Raw genomic sequence first — 15,554 nt, forward strand, 5'->3', positions numbered from 1 at the left:
GGGCCCGAAGGCTCTATTCTTCGCGCGTGCACGACACGACATTTCCCATCGACGCGCTGCTGCCGGCCATCCGCGAGGCGCTGCTGCTGCGTCCGCGGCTGGTGCTCGAGGCGCCGCCCGGTGCCGGCAAGACCACGCGGGTGCCGTTGGCGCTGCTCGACGCGCCCTGGCTTGCCGGCCGCCGCATCCTGATGCTGGAGCCGCGCCGGGTGGCCGCGCGCGCGGCGGCTGGCTTCATGGCGTCATCGCTCGGCGAGGAAGTCGGTCAGACCGTCGGCTACCGTATCCGCTTCGAAAGCCGGATCTCGTCGGCGACCCGCATCGAGGTCGTCACCGAGGGCATCCTCACCCGCATGCTGCAGGACGACCCGATGCTCGATGGCGTCGGTGCGCTGCTGTTCGACGAGTTCCATGAGCGCCATCTCGCCGCCGACCTGGGGCTTGCGCTGGCGCTGGACGTGCAGGCCGGGCTGCGCGAGGACCTGCGCATCGTGGTGATGTCGGCGACGCTCGATGGCGAGCGCCTGGCCGGATTCCTGGATGCGCCGCGGCTGTCGAGCGCGGGCCGCAGCCATCCGGTGGACGTCGCGCACTTTCCCGCGCGGCGTGACGAGGCGCTGGAGCACCAGGCGCGGCGCGCGATCGAGCATGCGCTGGCCACGCATCCGGGAGACGTGCTGGTGTTCCTGCCGGGGCGGCGGGAGATCGAGCGGCTGGCCCGGGTGCTCGCGGATGCGCTCGGCGATGCCGCTGCGCATCCGGCAGGGACCGTTGGCGCGCGGTCGGCGGTCGACGTGCTCGCGCTGCACGGCGACCTGCCGGTCGAGGCGCAATCGCGGCTGCTGCGTCCCGGGACCGAGGGTCGCCGGCGCATCGTGCTGGCCACCAACGTCGCCGAGTCCAGCGTGACCCTGCCCGGCGTGCGCGTAGTGGTCGACAGCGGCCTGGCGCGCGAGCCACGGCACGATCCCAACAGCGGCTTCAGCCGCCTGGACGTGGTCCGCATCGCGCAGTCATCCGCCGACCAGCGCGCGGGACGTGCGGGGCGCGTGGCATCGGGCTGGGCGTATCGACTGTGGCCGCAATCGCAGCGGCTGGAGCCTCAGCGGCGGCCGGAAATCGCCCAGGTCGAGCTGGCTGGCCTGGCGCTGGAACTGGCGGCCTGGGGCAGCGACCAGCTGCGCTTCGTCGATCCGCCGCCGGCGGGAGCGCTGGCCGCTGCGCGCGACCTGCTGCGCGCGCTGGACGCGCTCGATGGCGAGGCGATCACCGGACGCGGGCGGCGCATGCTGGCGCTCGGCACCCATCCGCGCCTGGCGGCGATGCTGCTGGCCACGGGCGATGCCCGTGGGCGCGCGCTCGCATGCGATCTCGCCGCGCTGATCGAGTCGCGCGATCCGCTGCGTTCGCGCAGCGACGCCGTCGCCGCGCGCTGGCGCGCGCTGGCCGCGTTTCGCGAGCGACGCGTCCCGGCCGATGCCAGTCGCGCCGCGCTGGCCGCGATCGACGCCTCCGCGCGCCAGTGGCGCCGCCGCCTGCGGCTGGAGGGGCCGCCAGTGGTCGACGCGCCCGCACACGCGCTCGGCGACCTGCTTGCGCACGCCTTCCCCGACCGCATCGCCGCCCGCCATCCCGGCGACCTTCGCCGCTACCAGCTCGCCAACGGCCGCATGGCGCGCCTGCTGGAGGACAGCGAGCTGATCGGCGAACCCTGGCTGGTGGCCAGCGAGCTGCGCTACGAGGCCCGCGGTGACGCCCTGCTGCTTCGCGCCGCACCGGTGGACGAGGCCGCGCTGCGCCGCGACTTCGGCGCGCGTTTCAGCCAGCGCGACGAAACCCGCTGGGACGCCGGGCGCCGCGCGCTGGTGGGCGAACGCGTGCGCCGTTTTGCAGGCATCGTCCTCGACAGCCGCCCCGCGGGCCGCGTCGATCCCGCCGCGGCCGCGCAGGCGCTGACCGATGCCGTGCGCGCGCTCGGGCTCGACGCGCTGCCCTGGAGCGACGGCCTGCGCCAGTGGCGCGCGCGCATTGCCGGCCTGCGCGCCTGGATGCCCGAACTCGAGCTGCCCGACCTCGCCGATGACGCGCTGATGGCGAGCCTGGACGACTGGTTGCTGCCGGCCTTCGCCGGCAAATCGAGACTCGACGCTCTCGACGCCGAAGCGCTTGCCGCCGCGCTCCGCGTCCGCGTCGGCTGGGCGCTGCAGCAGCGCATCGACGCGCTGGCTCCGGTGCGCATCACGGTGCCTTCGGGCCAGGCCCGGACCATCGACTACGCCGTCGATGGCGACGGCCAGCCGCAGCCGCCGGTGCTCGCGGTCAAGCTGCAGGAACTGTTCGGCCTGCCGGACACGCCGCGCATTGCCGACGGTCGCGTGCCGCTGCTGCTGCACCTGCTGTCGCCGGCCGGGCGGCCGCTGCAGGTGACGTCCGACCTGCGCAGCTTCTGGGACCGGACCTGGCCGGAGGTGCGGCGCGAGATGAAAGGCCGCTACCCGAGGCACCCCTGGCCCGAGGATCCCTGGAACGCCGTGCCCACCCATCGTGCGCGACCGCGCGGTGGCTGAACGGCTTCGTCCGGATCACGCCGGCACCACGAAGCACGGGCCAGACTCGGTCCCGTCATCCATTCCCGTCCCGGCGCCATGCGCCGGTGCAATCCAGAGGAAATCCGCATGCGCAAGCGCACCATCATCCGCGACGTCCGCAACGCCATTCCCGACAAGGCCATGGACCTGGCCGGGCGCCTCGGCGACGGCTTTCGCCAGGCCGTGCCCGACGGTGCCGGCAAATGGCTCCAGGGTGCTCCACACGATGCAGGCACCTGGCTGAGCGGCATGCAGCAGGGCGCCGGCAAATGGCTCCAGGCCGGCGTGGCGCTGGGCGCGGCGCGCACCGGCGCGCGTGCGGCCGGAATCGTCGCCCGTCGCCATCCGGTGGCGCTGACCGCGGCCGCGATCGGCATCGGCGCGGCGACCTATGCCGTGCTCCGGCACCGCCGCAAGGCCGCCGAGCAGGCCGCGATGCGGCGTCCGCAGCAGATCAGGGATGCGCTGGAGCCCGGCGACCTGGGCGTTGAAGTCGACGCCGCGACGTCGCGCGAAACGTCCCTGCAGGACGAGCGCTAGAACCGGAGGGACCCCGCCCCGGTCGATCGATCAGGTCAGGCCGGGGAGCCCGCCACCGCGGAACGGGGCGAAGCCAGCACGCTCGGCGCCTCGGGCAGTTCGACCACGAAGCAGGAGCCTCCGCCGTCGCGGTCTTCGTACCAGAGCTGGCCACCGGCGTTGGCCACGATCTGCCTTGCGAGTGACAGGCCCAGTCCGCTGGATGTGCCGGCGCGCGCGGGGTCATCGTCCGTCAGCCGTGTGAACGGGGTGAACAGTTCGCGCTGGCGGTGCTTCGGGACGCCCGGGCCGCGGTCGGAAACGCAGAGCTTCCAGAACCCGGTCACGCCGGAAGCGACGTGGATGTCGACATCGCTCCCCGGGGCATATTTCATCGCGTTGCTGATCAGGTTGCCCGCGACCTGGCGCAGCACCAGCGCATCCATCGCCACCACGGCAGGTCCGACTTCGCCCACCACCAGGCGACAGCCGCTGTCCTCCAGCTGCATGCCGTAGCGGCGGACGATCCAGTCCACCACTTCGGCCAGTCCCACCCGGGCGTCGGAGTTGCTGGTAGCCACCCGGGCGCTGGCCTGGGTTTCCAGGTAGCGGCGGATGTAGCCAAGGCCGTCTTCGGCGCTTTCCCGGATCACTTCCAGATAGCGCGGGACGCGCTCGGGGCGCAGCGTGCCCGAGGCCAGGATGTCGCTGGCGAAGACCACGCTGCTGAGCGGATTCTTCAGGTCATGGGCGACCAGGTTGACCAGCTCCTGGCGTTCGCGCGCTACATGCTCCAGACGATCGCGCGCGAGCTTCAGGCCGACGTGCGCGTTGACCCGGGCCAGCAGTTCCTCGGGGATGAAGGGCTTGACCACGTAATCCACAGCCCCCGCCTCGAAGGCGCGCAACAGCAGGCTGCGGTCCTGGGCGGCGGTCAGGAAGACCACCGGCACCCGTGGCAGCAGCGCGCGCAGGCGGATTTCCTCCATCACGCCGAAGCCGTCCATGCCCGGCATCATCATGTCCAGCAGCATCAGGTCCGGCCGCTGTTCCTCGGCGGCGGCGAGCGCTGCCTCGCCGCTTTCGGCGACGGCCACGTGGTATCCCTGGCGTTCGAGAAGTGCGCTCACAACGCGCAGGTTGGCCGGCTGGTCGTCGACGACGAGTACCCGGCCATGGATCGTGCTTGCCTTCATGACGCTGTTCCACCGCTGCGCGTGACGGATGTCGCGCGCCTTCGTCGACGGTAGCAGAAAGATCCCGCAACCGAGCTGCCGCCATCGCAATGCCTGCCTGCGCAGCGGATTGCGGCTGAACGGTTCAGGAAGAAAACGGCGTGGCGTTCCCGAGTTCGCGCCAGTGCCCGGGGGCGAGGCCATCAAGCCGGGTGGCACCGATCGCCACCCGCACCAGGCGCAGCGTCGGCAGCCCGACCGCCGCCGTCATCCGCCGCACCTGCCGGTTGCGGCCTTCGCTGATGACCAGTTCGATCCAGGCGTCGGCGACGGTCAGGCGGACCCGCACCGGTGGATCGCGTGGCCACAGTGCGGGCGCCGGATCCACGAGGCGCGCGCGGGCCGGACGCGTTGGCCCGTCGCGCAGCGTGACGCCGGCGGCCAGCCGGACCAGCTGCTCCGGTGCCGGCTCGCCCTCGACCTGCGCCAGGTAGGTTTTGGCCAGCCGGTAGCGCGGGTCGGTGATGCGGTGGGCAAGCGCGCCGTCATCGGTCAGCAGCAGCAGGCCTTCGCTGTCGTGGTCGAGCCTGCCGGCGGGATACACCCCGGGCGGCAGGCCGAAGCCGGCCAGGGTCGGGCGCGGCGGCGTGCTCCTGTCGGTGAACTGGCAGAGCACGCCGTGCGGCTTGTTGAACGCGACCAGCACTCAGGGCTTGATGAAGCGCAGCGTCATGCGGTCGCTTTCGCCGATGGCCTGGTACTGCTGGCGGTCCTCGGCGTCGTGGTTGTTGCCGGGCGGCAGGGTCCAGACGCCATTGGGATGGTCGCGGGTGTCGCGCGGGTTGGCGTTGATCTCGCTGGCTTCATCGAGGCGGAAGCCGGCGGCGGTCGCGAGCGCGATCACCTGGTCCTGGCCGACGTAGCCGGACTTGTCGTCGTCGGCCACGTCGCCGGCGGCGCGGTGTTCGACCACGCCCAGCACGCCGCCCGGCTTGAGCACGTCGAAGAAGCCCTTGAACATGCCCTCGGCCTGGCCCGAGGAGCGCCAGTTGTGCACGTTGCGGAAGGTCAGCACGGCGTCGGCCGAATTCGCCGGGCCAAGCACCGGTGCCGCGGGATCGTAGGCGACGATGCGGGCATCGCCGTACTGCGCCGGGGCCGAGGCGAACATCGCTTCCAGGCCGGCCCTGGAGCGCGCGGAGTAGTCGCGGCGGGCTTCGGGCAGGACCGCGGGGTCGACGACCGCGGCGACGTAGCCGGCGCGCAGCCAGGGCGCGAGGATCTCGGCGTACCAGCCGCCGCCGGGGGTGACCTCGACCACGGTCTGGCCGGTCTCGATGCCGAAGAAGGACAGGGTGTCGCGCGGATGGCGGTACTGGTCGCGGGCCACGTTTTCGGGCGAGCGCCAGGCGCCGGCCAGGGCCTGGTCGAGCAGCGGGTCGGGCGCGCGCATCGACATCCCGGTGGCAGGCGGCGGCACGGCGGCAGGAGCGGCGGCATCGCCTCCCGCGGCGGGTGCTCCGGCGCAGGCAGCGAGCATCAGCGGCAATACGGCGAAAGGCAGGCGTCGGATCATGGCGGTGTTTCCTGTGGACCGGGCTGCAAGCCTACCCGCAAAGTCGTCCAGCCCGCGCCGGTACCGGAGGCCGCCCCCGCTCGGTGCCTCGGCCGCGGTCAGCTGCCGGCAGCTTCGGCCGCGGCCTCACTGCGCTGTGCCCGAGCGCGCTGTCGCTGTCGCTGTTCCGCCGGGGTCGGGGCCTGGCAGCCGTGCCGATGGCGGATACGGCGGCACGTCGAGATAACCGCCGCCGCGCAGCTGCCCCTGGATGCCGCGCCACCAGCCGGCCTCGAAAATCCCCGGATGCGCCTCGAGCAGGGCCTGCCGCAGCGGCGGCGGCAGCCCGAGGAAGTTCGGGAACAGCGCAGGGAACACGTCGTCCGGCCGCGCGTACAGCCAGTCTTCCAGCGGCCGGGTTTCGTCTTCCTCGCGCACTTCGGGCACGTCGCGGAAATTGACCTCTTCCAGCAGGCAGAGCTCGTCGAAGTCATAGAACAGCGCGCGGCCGTGGCGCGAGACACCGAAGTTCTTCAGCAGCAGGTCGCCGGGGAAGATGCCGCTGCGCGCCAGGTCGGTGATCGCCTGGCCGTAGTCGATCACCGCCCGCCGCGCCTCGGCCTCCGGCATTTCGCGCGCGAACAGGTCCAGCGGCCGCAGCCGGCGCTCGGCGTAGCAGTGCCGCAGCAGCACCACGTCGCGCTCGGCGCTGACGGTTTCGGCGCACTGCGTCAGCAGCTCCTCGAGCATGTCCGGCGCGAAGGCCGCGCGCGGGAAGCGCAGGCGGCGGAACTCCTGCGCATCGACCAGGCGGCCGACGCGGTCGCGGCGCGCGACCAGCCGGTACTTGGCCTCGATGTCGGCGCGCACGCTGTCCTTGGGCTCGGCGAAGCGGTCGCGGATGACCTTGAACACCACCGGCAGGTCGCGTGGGGTGAACACCGCCATGACCATGCCGCGCACGCCGTCGGCGCGCACCAGCTGCTCGTCCGGCCGCGCGGCGAAGTGGCGCCGGATCTCGCGATAGCGCTCGGTCTTGCCCTGCTTGGCGCGGCCGAGCACCGAGTACAGCTCCGACACCGGCTTGGCCGGCAGCAGCGCATGCAGGAAGGCGACGGCATCGCCGACGCGCGCCAGGTCGGCGTGGAACCAGCTGCGTGCGTAGCCGAACAGCATCGAGACCTGCGCGCGTTCGACCAGGACCGCATCGGCGCGCACGCCCTCGGCCCCGTTCACCAGCGCCACCACCAGCGGCCGCGGCCCGTCGGCGGCCTCGACGCGGCCGACCAGGTAGGCGCGGCGCTCGCGGTAGAAGACGGTGTCCAGCAGGGCGATGTCCGGGCCGCGGGGATCGTCTGGGCAGCGCGCGGCGGTGTCGGCAACGTCCGCGCCGCGCAGCGGCAGGCGCGATGCCACGGCATCCGCGATGGCGCGGGCGTCGGCGTCGATATCGCGATGCGGAAAGCCCCGCGCGCGCAGCGCGTTCTGCCAGCGCTCGCAGGCGTCCGCGCCGTCGGGCAGCGAATGCAGCTCGCCGGGACAGTCCGGGTCGCCGGCAGCGCCGTCGCCCGGCTGGTGGAACTCCAGCGCCTGCGCGACGCCTTCGGTGAGGAAAAACCGGCGCGACATCGAATTGAACAGGGTGCGCGCCATCGCCGCGTCACTGCGGCCCTCCGTCAGCGCCTCGTACGTCCCGCGCACCGCCGCCCAGAACGGTCGCGAGCGCATGCGCTCGCCCACCAGCGCCTCGAACCGCCCCAGCGCCTCTGGAAGGAAGTCCTCCTGCAGCTCGATGCGCGCCAGCGCGTCCGCCTGCGCTCCGCGCCAGTCGCGACGGATGAAGCGCCTCCGCGCCCGCCGCGTCAGGTCGCCGAAGCGCGCGTCGTAATCCTCGAACGCATCCAGCACCAGCGCGGCCGCGCGCGGCACCAGCGGATCGCTTGCTGCAGGGGCCATGGCACGAGTGTGGCCCAGGAGACGGTCTGATCGCCCCCTCCGAGGGGCGCGCGTACTCCGCGGATGCCTGGGAGGGTGCGCGCTGCCCGCCGTGGAGGCAGGGGGGATGCCCAGCCGGAATATGCGCATCCTGCTCCCAGTTCCGGCCGCCGGCCATCCATGGCCGGCTCTGGGCATCCCCCCTGCATCCACGGCGGGCCCGGACCTTTTGCGCGGTGGTGGACGGAGGCAACTTCGACGCAGACGTCGCAACCGGGCGGTCGTCACCGGATCAAGCGGCACAGCCACGCCAAGGCGACCCCTACGAGCGCGAGCGCGCCCGCTCCTGATCTCCGTCCCGAAGCCAAGAAACTCCACGGCCCGTCCCGCGCACAGGGGGTGTGCGTACAGCCGGCCATGGATGGCCGGCGGCCGGCCTTGGGAGCAGGACGCGGACAGGCCGGGGGAGCACACCCCCTGTGCACGGGACGGGCAGCGCGCACCGGAACGGAGCAGCTCCAGACCTGACAACGCGCTCCCACTGTCACGTCAGCCCCGAAATGTCGAGGACCAGCCCACCCCGTCGGGCCGGCCATACGCCTCCCCCTCAATCCGGAGAAGAACCCAGAGGCGAGGCCCCGAAACGGACAATGCCCGCGACGGGCGTCGCGGGCATTGCAGGAGAACAATGAAGCGTGTGGGGAGGTGTCGTCAGAGGTGCTTGATGATCTCGTCCGCGAACTCGCTGCACTTCACCTCGGTCGCGCCGTCCATCAGGCGGGCGAAGTCGTAGGTGACGCGCTTGGAGCCGATCGCGCCGTCCATCGCCTTGATGATCGCGTCGGCCGCTTCGGTCCAGCCCATGTAGCGCAGCATCATCTCGCCCGACAGGATCACCGAACCCGGGTTGACCTTGTCCAGGCCGGCGTACTTGGGCGCCGTGCCGTGGGTGGCCTCGAACACCGCATGTCCGGTCACGTAGTTGATGTTGGCGCCCGGCGCGATGCCGATGCCGCCGACCTGCGCGGCCAGCGCGTCGGACAGGTAGTCGCCGTTGAGGTTGAGCGTGGCCGAGACGTCGTACTCGCGCGGGCGCAGCAGGATCTGCTGCAGGAAGGCATCGGCGATCGCGTCCTTGATGATGATGCCCGCGCCCGGCTTGCCTTCGGGGATCACGTGCCAGGGGCCGCCATCGAGCTCGACCGCGCCGAACTGCTCGCGCGCGACCTTGTAGCCGAAGTCGCGGAACGCGCCCTCGGTGAACTTCATGATGTTGCCCTTGTGCACCAGCGTCACCGACTTGCGGCCGTTGGCGATCGCGTACTCGATCGCCGACTTCACCAGGCGCTCGGTGCCCTGCCAGCTGACCGGCTTGATGCCGATGCCGACGTTGACCGTGGCGTCGGTCGCCGGCTGGCCGACCGCGGACAGCTGGTCGTTCCAGGCATTGGCCTTGTCGGCGGTGCCGAAGCGGATCTTGTCGAAGCCCTTCGGGAATTCCTTCTGCAGGAAGTCGAGCATCTTCTGCGCGTCGGCCGAGCCGGGCTCGAACTCGATGCCGGCGTAGATGTCCTCGGTGTTCTCGCGGAAGATCACCATGTCGACGTCGCCCGGCTTCTTCACCGGCGAGGGCACGCCCTCGAACCAGCGCACCGGGCGCAGGCAGACATAGAGGTCGAGCATCTGCCGCAGCGCGACGTTGAGCGAGCGGATGCCGCCGCCGACCGGCGTGGTCAGGGGGCCCTTGATGCTCACCAGGTACTCGCGGCAGGCTTCGACCGAGGACTCCGGCAGCCATTCGCCGGTCTGGTTGAAGGCCTTCTCGCCGGCCAGCACTTCCATCCATTCCAGCTTGCGCTTGCCGCCGTAGGCCTTCTCGACCGCGGCGTCGAGCACGCGCACGCTGGCGTTCCAGATGTCCGGCCCGGTGCCGTCACCCTCGATGAAGGGAATGATCGGGCGGTCGGGGACGCTGAGTCCCTTCGCGGTCTTGGTGATCGGGCTGCCGCCTGCCGGCACGGCCGGGGTGAAGTCTGCCATCGGGTTCCTCCAGGGAGGCCGCGCTGCGGAGCGCGCGCGGCGAATTCGGACGGTCATTGTCGCGCTTCGCGACGGTCCGGGCAAAGGCGGCGCGTCGCGCGGCGGGACGCGCCGGGTCCCGGCGGCGGCATGAAAAAGGCGCGGCCCCGGAAGGCCGCGCCTCGTCGCCGCCCGGGGGACTCAGCGGATCTCGAAGTCCCGCGTCTGCACCACTTCGCCGTCGTGCAGGATCTCGACGCGATAGTTGCCCGTCGGCCAGCCGTCGGGTTTGCTGATCTTGAAGGCGGACTGGCCGGTGCCGGTGAAACTGAAGTCACGGCTGGTCTCGTCCACCAGCTGGTCGCCCTCATAGGTCCAGCGCGCGGTCAGCTGGCCGTTCTGCGGCACCGACGGGTCCGACGAGGCCGTGGCCACCGAGGCGTGGATGGTGTCGGTGGGGGTGAAGGTCGTCGTCGGGCTGGCGATGCGGTTGGCGCCGTCGATCTCCGTGCCGAGATCGACCGAGGTCACGCTCACCCGCGGTGCGGGCGCCGCGGCCGGGGTGGCGGCGGGCGCGGGCGTGGACATCGGCGGTGGCGGCGCCACGGGCTCGTCCTTCTTGCAGCCGGCCAGGGCCAGGCTGCCCAGCAGTGCCGCGGCCAGCGCGGTGGTCATCGGGTGTCGGGTCATTGTTTGTCTCCGTGGGGGCTGGTCGTGGTGCCGTCGTCTTCGCGGGCCGCGGCGGGGATCTTCAGCGTCTGGCCCGGCTGGATCCGATCGGGATCGTCCAGCGTGTCGCGGTTGGCATCGAAGATGCGCCGCCACTCGCTGGCCTTGCCGTACTGGGCCCTGGCGATGTGGGAAAGGGTGTCGCCCTCCCGCACCGTGTACTGCGTGTCGCCGATGACGGCTTCGGTCGAGCTGACCGAAGATTGCACGTTGCTGAAGTCGGGGCGGCCCTCCGCCGGGGCCTCGGTGCTGCTGACGCCGCTGCGGACGTTGCTGAAATCCGGCTTGCCGGTGCCGCTTTTCGCCGGCGTACCGGACGCGTTGGCGCCGGGTTTGAGCGACAGCGAACCGGGGTCGTTCGGGTTCTGGGGATTGTTCATTCGGGCCTCCTGCGCCGCGTGAAGCGCCGACAGATATACACCGGCCGGCTGTTAAGGAAACATCGTGCCGGCGTGGAGGTCCCGCGCTGTCGCGGGCCGGCTATTGCCTCGGGTCGCGCCCGGCGGCGGGCTGCGGAGTTCCCGGCGTGGCCCGCCAGGGATTGATGTCGAGCCCGCCGCGACGCGTGTAGCGCGCCTCCACCGACAGCACTTCCGGCCGGCAGCGCGCCATGACGTCGACGAAGACCTGCTCCACGCACTGTTCGTGGAAGCCTGCGTGCTCGCGGAACGACACCAGGTAGCGCAGCAGCCCGGCGCGGTCGATGCGCGGGCCGCGGTAGGCCAGGCGCAGGCTGGCCCAGTCCGGCTGGCCGGTGACCGGGCAGTTGGATTTCAGCAGTGCCGAGTGCAGCACCTCGTTCACCATCTCGCCGGCGTCGGCCGCCAGCAGCGCGGGGTTGGGGACGTCGTATTCGTCGCAGTCGATCTCGATGTCATCGATCGATACCGCCGTCGGCGTGTCCCGCCCGGTCGCGGATGCCGCCGCCTGGGCGTAGGTGCCCGCGCCGGCATCCACCGGCGGCAGCCCGAACCCGACCACGACGGTGGCGCCCGCCGCGGCCGACAGATCGGCGCTGATCCGGGCCTGGACTTCGTCACGGTCGGCGAAGCGCGTGGAGTTGAACGAGTTGAGATAGAGCTTGAGCGACTTCGACTCGATCAGCCGCGGCGAGTCCGCGGGCACCAGGAAGGTGGCGGTGGCCACGGCCGGCTTGCCGCGCGTGTCCAGCCAGGAAAGTTCATAGGCGTGCCAGCGGTCGTGGCCGCTGAATGGCAGGGCCCCGGCGGCGATGCCGAGCGCCTCGCGCCCCTGGTCGCGCGCGATCGGGAACAGCAGGGCCGGGTCGTAGGCGCGCGGGTAGGCAACCTCGCGGCCGAGGGGGAGTTCGCTGGTCATGGCGGCATTATCGCCTGCAGGCAACAGCCGCTGTTTCACCCGTGATCGAGGGCCGCTGTCGCGGCGATCGCGGCCATGGCCGCTCCCACAGGAAGCCATCGCGGCCATGGCTCCCACAGGAACCATGGCGGCACCGGCCTTCGGCGTCAGCTGCTCATTCGCCGTGCAGATAGTCCAGCGTGAGCTGCAGCATCGCGCGCAGGCCGACATCGAGCGCGGACTCGTCGAGGAAGAACTCCGGCGAATGGTTGCTTGGCGCCGTCGCCGGGTCCCGCCCCGCGGGCGTGGCCCCGACGAAGAAGAACACCGCCGGCACCTCGCGCGCGTAGTACGAGAAATCCTCGGCGCCCATGTTCAGCGGCATGTCGATCAGCTTGCCCTCGCCCGCCACCTTCTCGAGGCTGGGCCGCATGCGCGCGGTCAGGGCCGGGTCGTTGGCGGTGACAGGGGTGCCGGCGGTGTCGGGCACCTTGGCCTCGACCGTGGCGCCGTGCGCGGCCGCGACCTTCTCGGAGACGTTGGCCAGGTCGGCGAACACCGCCTCGCGCATGCCGTCGTCAAAGGTGCGGATGGTGCCCACCAGCTCCACCTGGTCGGGAATGATGTTGAAGCGCACGCCGCCGTGGATCGCGCCGAAGCTCAGCACCACCGGCTGCTTCGAGATGTCCTGGCGGCGGCTGACCACGGTCTGCGCGGTGCCGATGATGTCGGCCGCGGCCACGATCGGGTCGACGCCGCCCCAGGGGCGCGAGCCATGCGTCTGCCGGCCCTTGACCACGATGTTGAAACGGTCGGATGCCGCCATCGTCGGCCCGCTGCGCACGCCGATCTCGCCGGCGTTGAGGGTCGAGAACACGTGCAGGCCGAACACCGCCTCGGGCTTGAAGTCGCGGAAGATCCCCTGGGCCAGCATCTCCTCGGCGCCGCCCTCCTCGCCGTCCGGCGGGCCTTCCTCGGCCGGCTGGAAGACGAAGAGCACTTCGCCCGGCAGTTCATCGCGCATCGCCACCAGCGCTTCGGCCACGCCCATCAGCACGCTGGTGTGGGCGTCGTGGCCGCAGGCATGCATCACGCCCACCGTCTGGCCGTTGAAGGTCGTCGTCGCCTTCGATGCGAACGGCAGGCCGGTGGCCTCGGTCACCGGCAGCGCGTCCATGTCGGCGCGCAGCGCGATCCGCGGGCCGGGCTTGCCGCCCTTGAGGACCGCGGTCACGCCGGTGGTGGCGATGCCGGTCCGCGGTTCGAGGCCGAGTTCGCGCAGGTGCTGCGCGACCAGTGCCGCGGTGCGGGTCTCGCGGTTGCCGAGTTCCGGGTTCTGGTGGATGTCGCGGCGCCAGTCGACCACCTTCTGCTGCAGCGACTGCGCCGCGGCGGCGACTTCGGCGCGCTGCGCGTCCTGCGCATGGACCGGGACGGCGCCCAGCAGCAGGGCAAGGGCAAGCGTCGACAGTGCGGGGCGCGATGGCATGGGCGGTGCTCCTGGAGAGTCGTGCCGAGACGGGCTGGTGCCGATAGTAGCGCCGGACGCCCGCGCCAGCGGCCGGCGCGGCAGCGGATCCGGTCGCTTCCGTACCGATCCGCGGAAAACGCACGCTGGGCATGGGCAGCCGTGCGCGTTCGCCGCGGCGGCATGGGGCTATAAGGGATGCGGCGGATGGGGATCCGCCCATCACTCCTGGAGAGAACCGTATGCACAAGCGGACGAACGCAATCCTGCGCGCGATGCTCGGGGCATCGCTCATGTGGGGGACGGGGGCGGCGCTCGCCGCCGACGCCGGGCCAGCGCTGCTGCCCAAACAGCTGGCCGGGCCACCCGCGGAGTTCGAGGCGATGCGCGCGCCGGATCCCGCCGGCGCCGCGATCCTGTCGCGCAGCGCGCTGCTGCCGGTGGTGTTCGATGCGTCCGGGCGCGCCGAGGTCCGCCTGCCGCTGCACGACGGCCGGCTCGAGGCGATGCTGCTCGCCGGTGGCGGCGACTGGTCGCCGCGCCTGGTATCGCCGGCCGGCGTCGAGATGCCGGCGGCCACGCTGGCTGACGCTGCCCGGGCGTCACGGCTGGGCGGTGAACACGACGGCCAGGCCGGGACCGTGCTCAGGCTCGACGGCCTGGTGCGCGGCGACTGGACCCTGCGCCTGCAGGCGCAGCCGGGCAAGGATGCACGCGGCTACGTGCTGCTGAAGGGCGCCGATGGCCTCGAGCTGGCATCGCACCAGGCGCACCGGCGCCAGGTCGTCGGCGAAGAGATGCGGATCCTGGCCATGCTTGCCGCCGACGACGGCATATCCGCGCCGCGGCTCGGCCACGAGGCCGGTCGCGTGCAGTCGGCGCAGCTGCGCATCCTCGCCCCCGACGGCCGCGAGTCGCTGCGGCCGATGTTCGACGATGGCCGACACGCCGACGGCGCTGCGCGCGACGGCCAGCTGGCGGGTGCGTTCGTGCCCACGAGCACCGGCACCTGGATCGCCCAGGTCGTGGTCCGCGGCCACGACCGCATGGGCGCGTCCTTCGTGCGCACCGTCGAACACGCGCTTCCGGTGATCGCGGCGGGTCCGCGGATCGCCGGCGAGGCCACCGCCGTGGCCGGCGCGGCCGGCCGCCTGTCGGTGCAGCTGCCGCTGGCCGATGCCGCGCCTGGACGGCACTACCGCGTGTTCGCGGAAGTCTGGGGCCAGGGCGGCAAGGGCGCGCAGCTGCCGGTGGCATGGATCGGCGGCATGGCCGAGGTCGTGGACGGACGCGTCGTGCTCGGCCTGGACGAGCGCTGGATCGGCCGCTCGGGCGCGGGCGCGCCCTTCGAGCTGCGCGAACTGAGGATCGAGGATCCCGACCACTTCATCCCGCTGGCTACCGCCGCGCGGGTGCCGCTGTCGACGCCGCGGCTCCGCATCCACCGCGCCATCGCCGCCCACATCGATGAAACGATGACCATGGGACCGCGCCCCGCCGCCGCCGGACCGGGCGCAACCGCGACGGGCAGCAAGCTCGTGTTGGTCCACGGCTACTGTTCCGCCGGCGTCTGGCCGCAGTCGCAGTTCGCCAACTCGGCGACGTTCCTCGACGCCAACCAGAACCGCAGCCACGACCAGTTCGCACAGCGGATCCGAAATTTCGGCGCACAGTGGAACTCGTTCGGGACCGTCGCGCACAGCCAGGGCGGGGCGGCCTCGCTGCACCTGTACGCCTACTACTGGAGCGGCCTCGACAACGCCAGCGGCGCGCGCCTGATGCAGTCGGTCGGGACGCCCTACCAGGGCACCAACCTGTCCGGGATCATCGCCACCATCGGCAACTGGTTCGGCGCCGCCTGCGGGTCCAACAGCAATATGACCTACAGCGGGGCTTCGGCGTGGCTGGCCGGCGTACCGACCTGGGCGCGTGCCAAGGCCAACTACTACACGACGGCGTTCCGGACCACCAACTGGTGGACCAACGACTACTGCCACATCGCCAGCGACCTGGTTCTGGGCGATCCGGAAGACGGCACGGTCGAACGCAGCTACGCCCAGCTGCCGGGCGCCACCAACCGCGGCCACACGGTGGGGCAGTGCCACACCGCCGGCATGCGCGATCCGGCGCAGTACCGGGACGCCGGCCGCAACGCCACGATGAGCGCGAACGCCGCACGCTGAAGACCGGCCGTGCATCCCGGGAGCGGCCGTGGCCTTGAAAACGCTATCGCGGCTGTAGCCGCTCCC

Annotated in this window: 12 protein-coding genes; 3 read left to right on the forward strand and 9 right to left on the reverse strand. The window is 71.8% G+C overall.

Features of this window, described 5'->3' with window-relative positions; genetic code table 11:
• Positions 1–26 precede the first annotated feature (26 nt).
• The gene (gene hrpB, locus WCE37_RS06885; RefSeq protein WP_343278703.1) at positions 27–2,567 is read left to right on the forward strand and encodes an ATP-dependent helicase HrpB; all 2,541 of its coding nucleotides are present in this window, start codon (positions 27–29) and stop codon (positions 2,565–2,567) included.
• A gap of 108 nt (positions 2,568–2,675) precedes the next feature.
• Positions 2,676–3,128: a hypothetical protein gene (locus tag WCE37_RS06890; RefSeq protein ID WP_343278704.1), complete on the forward strand. Its 453-nt coding sequence runs from the start codon at positions 2,676–2,678 to the stop codon at positions 3,126–3,128.
• Between the two features lie 35 nt (positions 3,129–3,163).
• Here WCE37_RS06890 and WCE37_RS06895 read toward each other — a convergent pair whose 3' ends face one another.
• From WCE37_RS06895 to WCE37_RS06935, 9 genes are all read right to left on the reverse strand, one after another.
• Positions 3,164–4,303, reverse strand: coding sequence for a hybrid sensor histidine kinase/response regulator (locus WCE37_RS06895; RefSeq protein WP_343278705.1), 1,140 nt, complete (start codon positions 4,301–4,303; stop codon positions 3,164–3,166).
• Between the two features lie 124 nt (positions 4,304–4,427).
• A complete protein-coding gene (locus WCE37_RS06900) occupies positions 4,428–4,988 on the reverse strand; it encodes a pseudouridine synthase (protein WP_343278706.1) in 561 nt (186 codons plus the stop codon).
• Positions 4,989–5,855, reverse strand: coding sequence for a methyltransferase (locus WCE37_RS06905; protein ID WP_343279165.1), 867 nt, complete (start codon positions 5,853–5,855; stop codon positions 4,989–4,991). It abuts the gene before it with no gap.
• A 129-nt stretch (positions 5,856–5,984) separates the two neighbouring features.
• Positions 5,985–7,793 carry a bifunctional isocitrate dehydrogenase kinase/phosphatase gene (gene aceK / locus WCE37_RS06910; RefSeq protein WP_343278707.1) on the reverse strand — a complete coding sequence of 603 codons (1,809 nt, stop codon included), beginning with the start codon at positions 7,791–7,793 and terminating at the stop codon, positions 5,985–5,987.
• A 690-nt stretch (positions 7,794–8,483) separates the two neighbouring features.
• Positions 8,484–9,812: an isocitrate dehydrogenase (NADP(+)) gene (gene icd / locus WCE37_RS06915; RefSeq protein ID WP_343278708.1), complete on the reverse strand. Its 1,329-nt coding sequence runs from the start codon at positions 9,810–9,812 to the stop codon at positions 8,484–8,486.
• Between the two features lie 180 nt (positions 9,813–9,992).
• Positions 9,993–10,481 (reverse strand): hypothetical protein, encoded by a 489-nt coding sequence (locus WCE37_RS06920; RefSeq protein ID WP_343278709.1) that lies wholly within the window; start codon positions 10,479–10,481, stop codon positions 9,993–9,995.
• Positions 10,478–10,864: a LysM peptidoglycan-binding domain-containing protein gene (locus WCE37_RS06925; protein ID WP_343279166.1), complete on the reverse strand. Its 387-nt coding sequence runs from the start codon at positions 10,862–10,864 to the stop codon at positions 10,478–10,480. The genes WCE37_RS06920 and WCE37_RS06925 overlap by 4 nt, the downstream gene beginning before the upstream one ends.
• A gap of 136 nt (positions 10,865–11,000) precedes the next feature.
• Positions 11,001–11,858: an NADPH-dependent 7-cyano-7-deazaguanine reductase QueF gene (gene queF, locus WCE37_RS06930; RefSeq protein ID WP_343278710.1), complete on the reverse strand. Its 858-nt coding sequence runs from the start codon at positions 11,856–11,858 to the stop codon at positions 11,001–11,003.
• 154 nt (positions 11,859–12,012) lie between these two features.
• Positions 12,013–13,326 carry an amidohydrolase gene (locus WCE37_RS06935; RefSeq protein ID WP_343278711.1) on the reverse strand — a complete coding sequence of 438 codons (1,314 nt, stop codon included), beginning with the start codon at positions 13,324–13,326 and terminating at the stop codon, positions 12,013–12,015.
• 221 nt (positions 13,327–13,547) lie between these two features.
• On the opposite strand from WCE37_RS06935, the gene WCE37_RS06940 reads away from it, so the two are divergent.
• Positions 13,548–15,488 (forward strand): choice-of-anchor X domain-containing protein, encoded by a 1,941-nt coding sequence (locus WCE37_RS06940; protein WP_343278712.1) that lies wholly within the window; start codon positions 13,548–13,550, stop codon positions 15,486–15,488.
• Positions 15,489–15,554: the final 66 nt, after the last annotated feature.

The organism is Luteimonas sp. MJ250, from assembly GCF_039548455.1.
Taxonomy (GTDB): domain Bacteria; phylum Pseudomonadota; class Gammaproteobacteria; order Xanthomonadales; family Xanthomonadaceae; genus Luteimonas.

Bases quoted from the DNA above. Each gene is read 5' to 3' on its own strand.
- queF (WP_343278710.1), bottom strand. From the start codon at position 11,858: ATGACCAGCGAACTCCCCCTCGGCCGCGAGGTTGCCTACCCGCGCGCC.
- aceK (WP_343278707.1), bottom strand. From the start codon at position 7,793: ATGGCCCCTGCAGCAAGCGATCCGCTGGTGCCGCGCGCGGCCGCGCTG.
- WCE37_RS06940 (WP_343278712.1), top strand. From the start codon at position 13,548: ATGCACAAGCGGACGAACGCAATCCTGCGCGCGATGCTCGGGGCATCG.
- WCE37_RS06935 (WP_343278711.1), bottom strand. From the start codon at position 13,326: ATGCCATCGCGCCCCGCACTGTCGACGCTTGCCCTTGCCCTGCTGCTG.
- icd (WP_343278708.1), bottom strand. From the start codon at position 9,812: ATGGCAGACTTCACCCCGGCCGTGCCGGCAGGCGGCAGCCCGATCACC.
- WCE37_RS06890 (WP_343278704.1), top strand. From the start codon at position 2,676: ATGCGCAAGCGCACCATCATCCGCGACGTCCGCAACGCCATTCCCGAC.
- WCE37_RS06920 (WP_343278709.1), bottom strand. From the start codon at position 10,481: ATGACCCGACACCCGATGACCACCGCGCTGGCCGCGGCACTGCTGGGC.
- WCE37_RS06895 (WP_343278705.1), bottom strand. From the start codon at position 4,303: ATGAAGGCAAGCACGATCCATGGCCGGGTACTCGTCGTCGACGACCAG.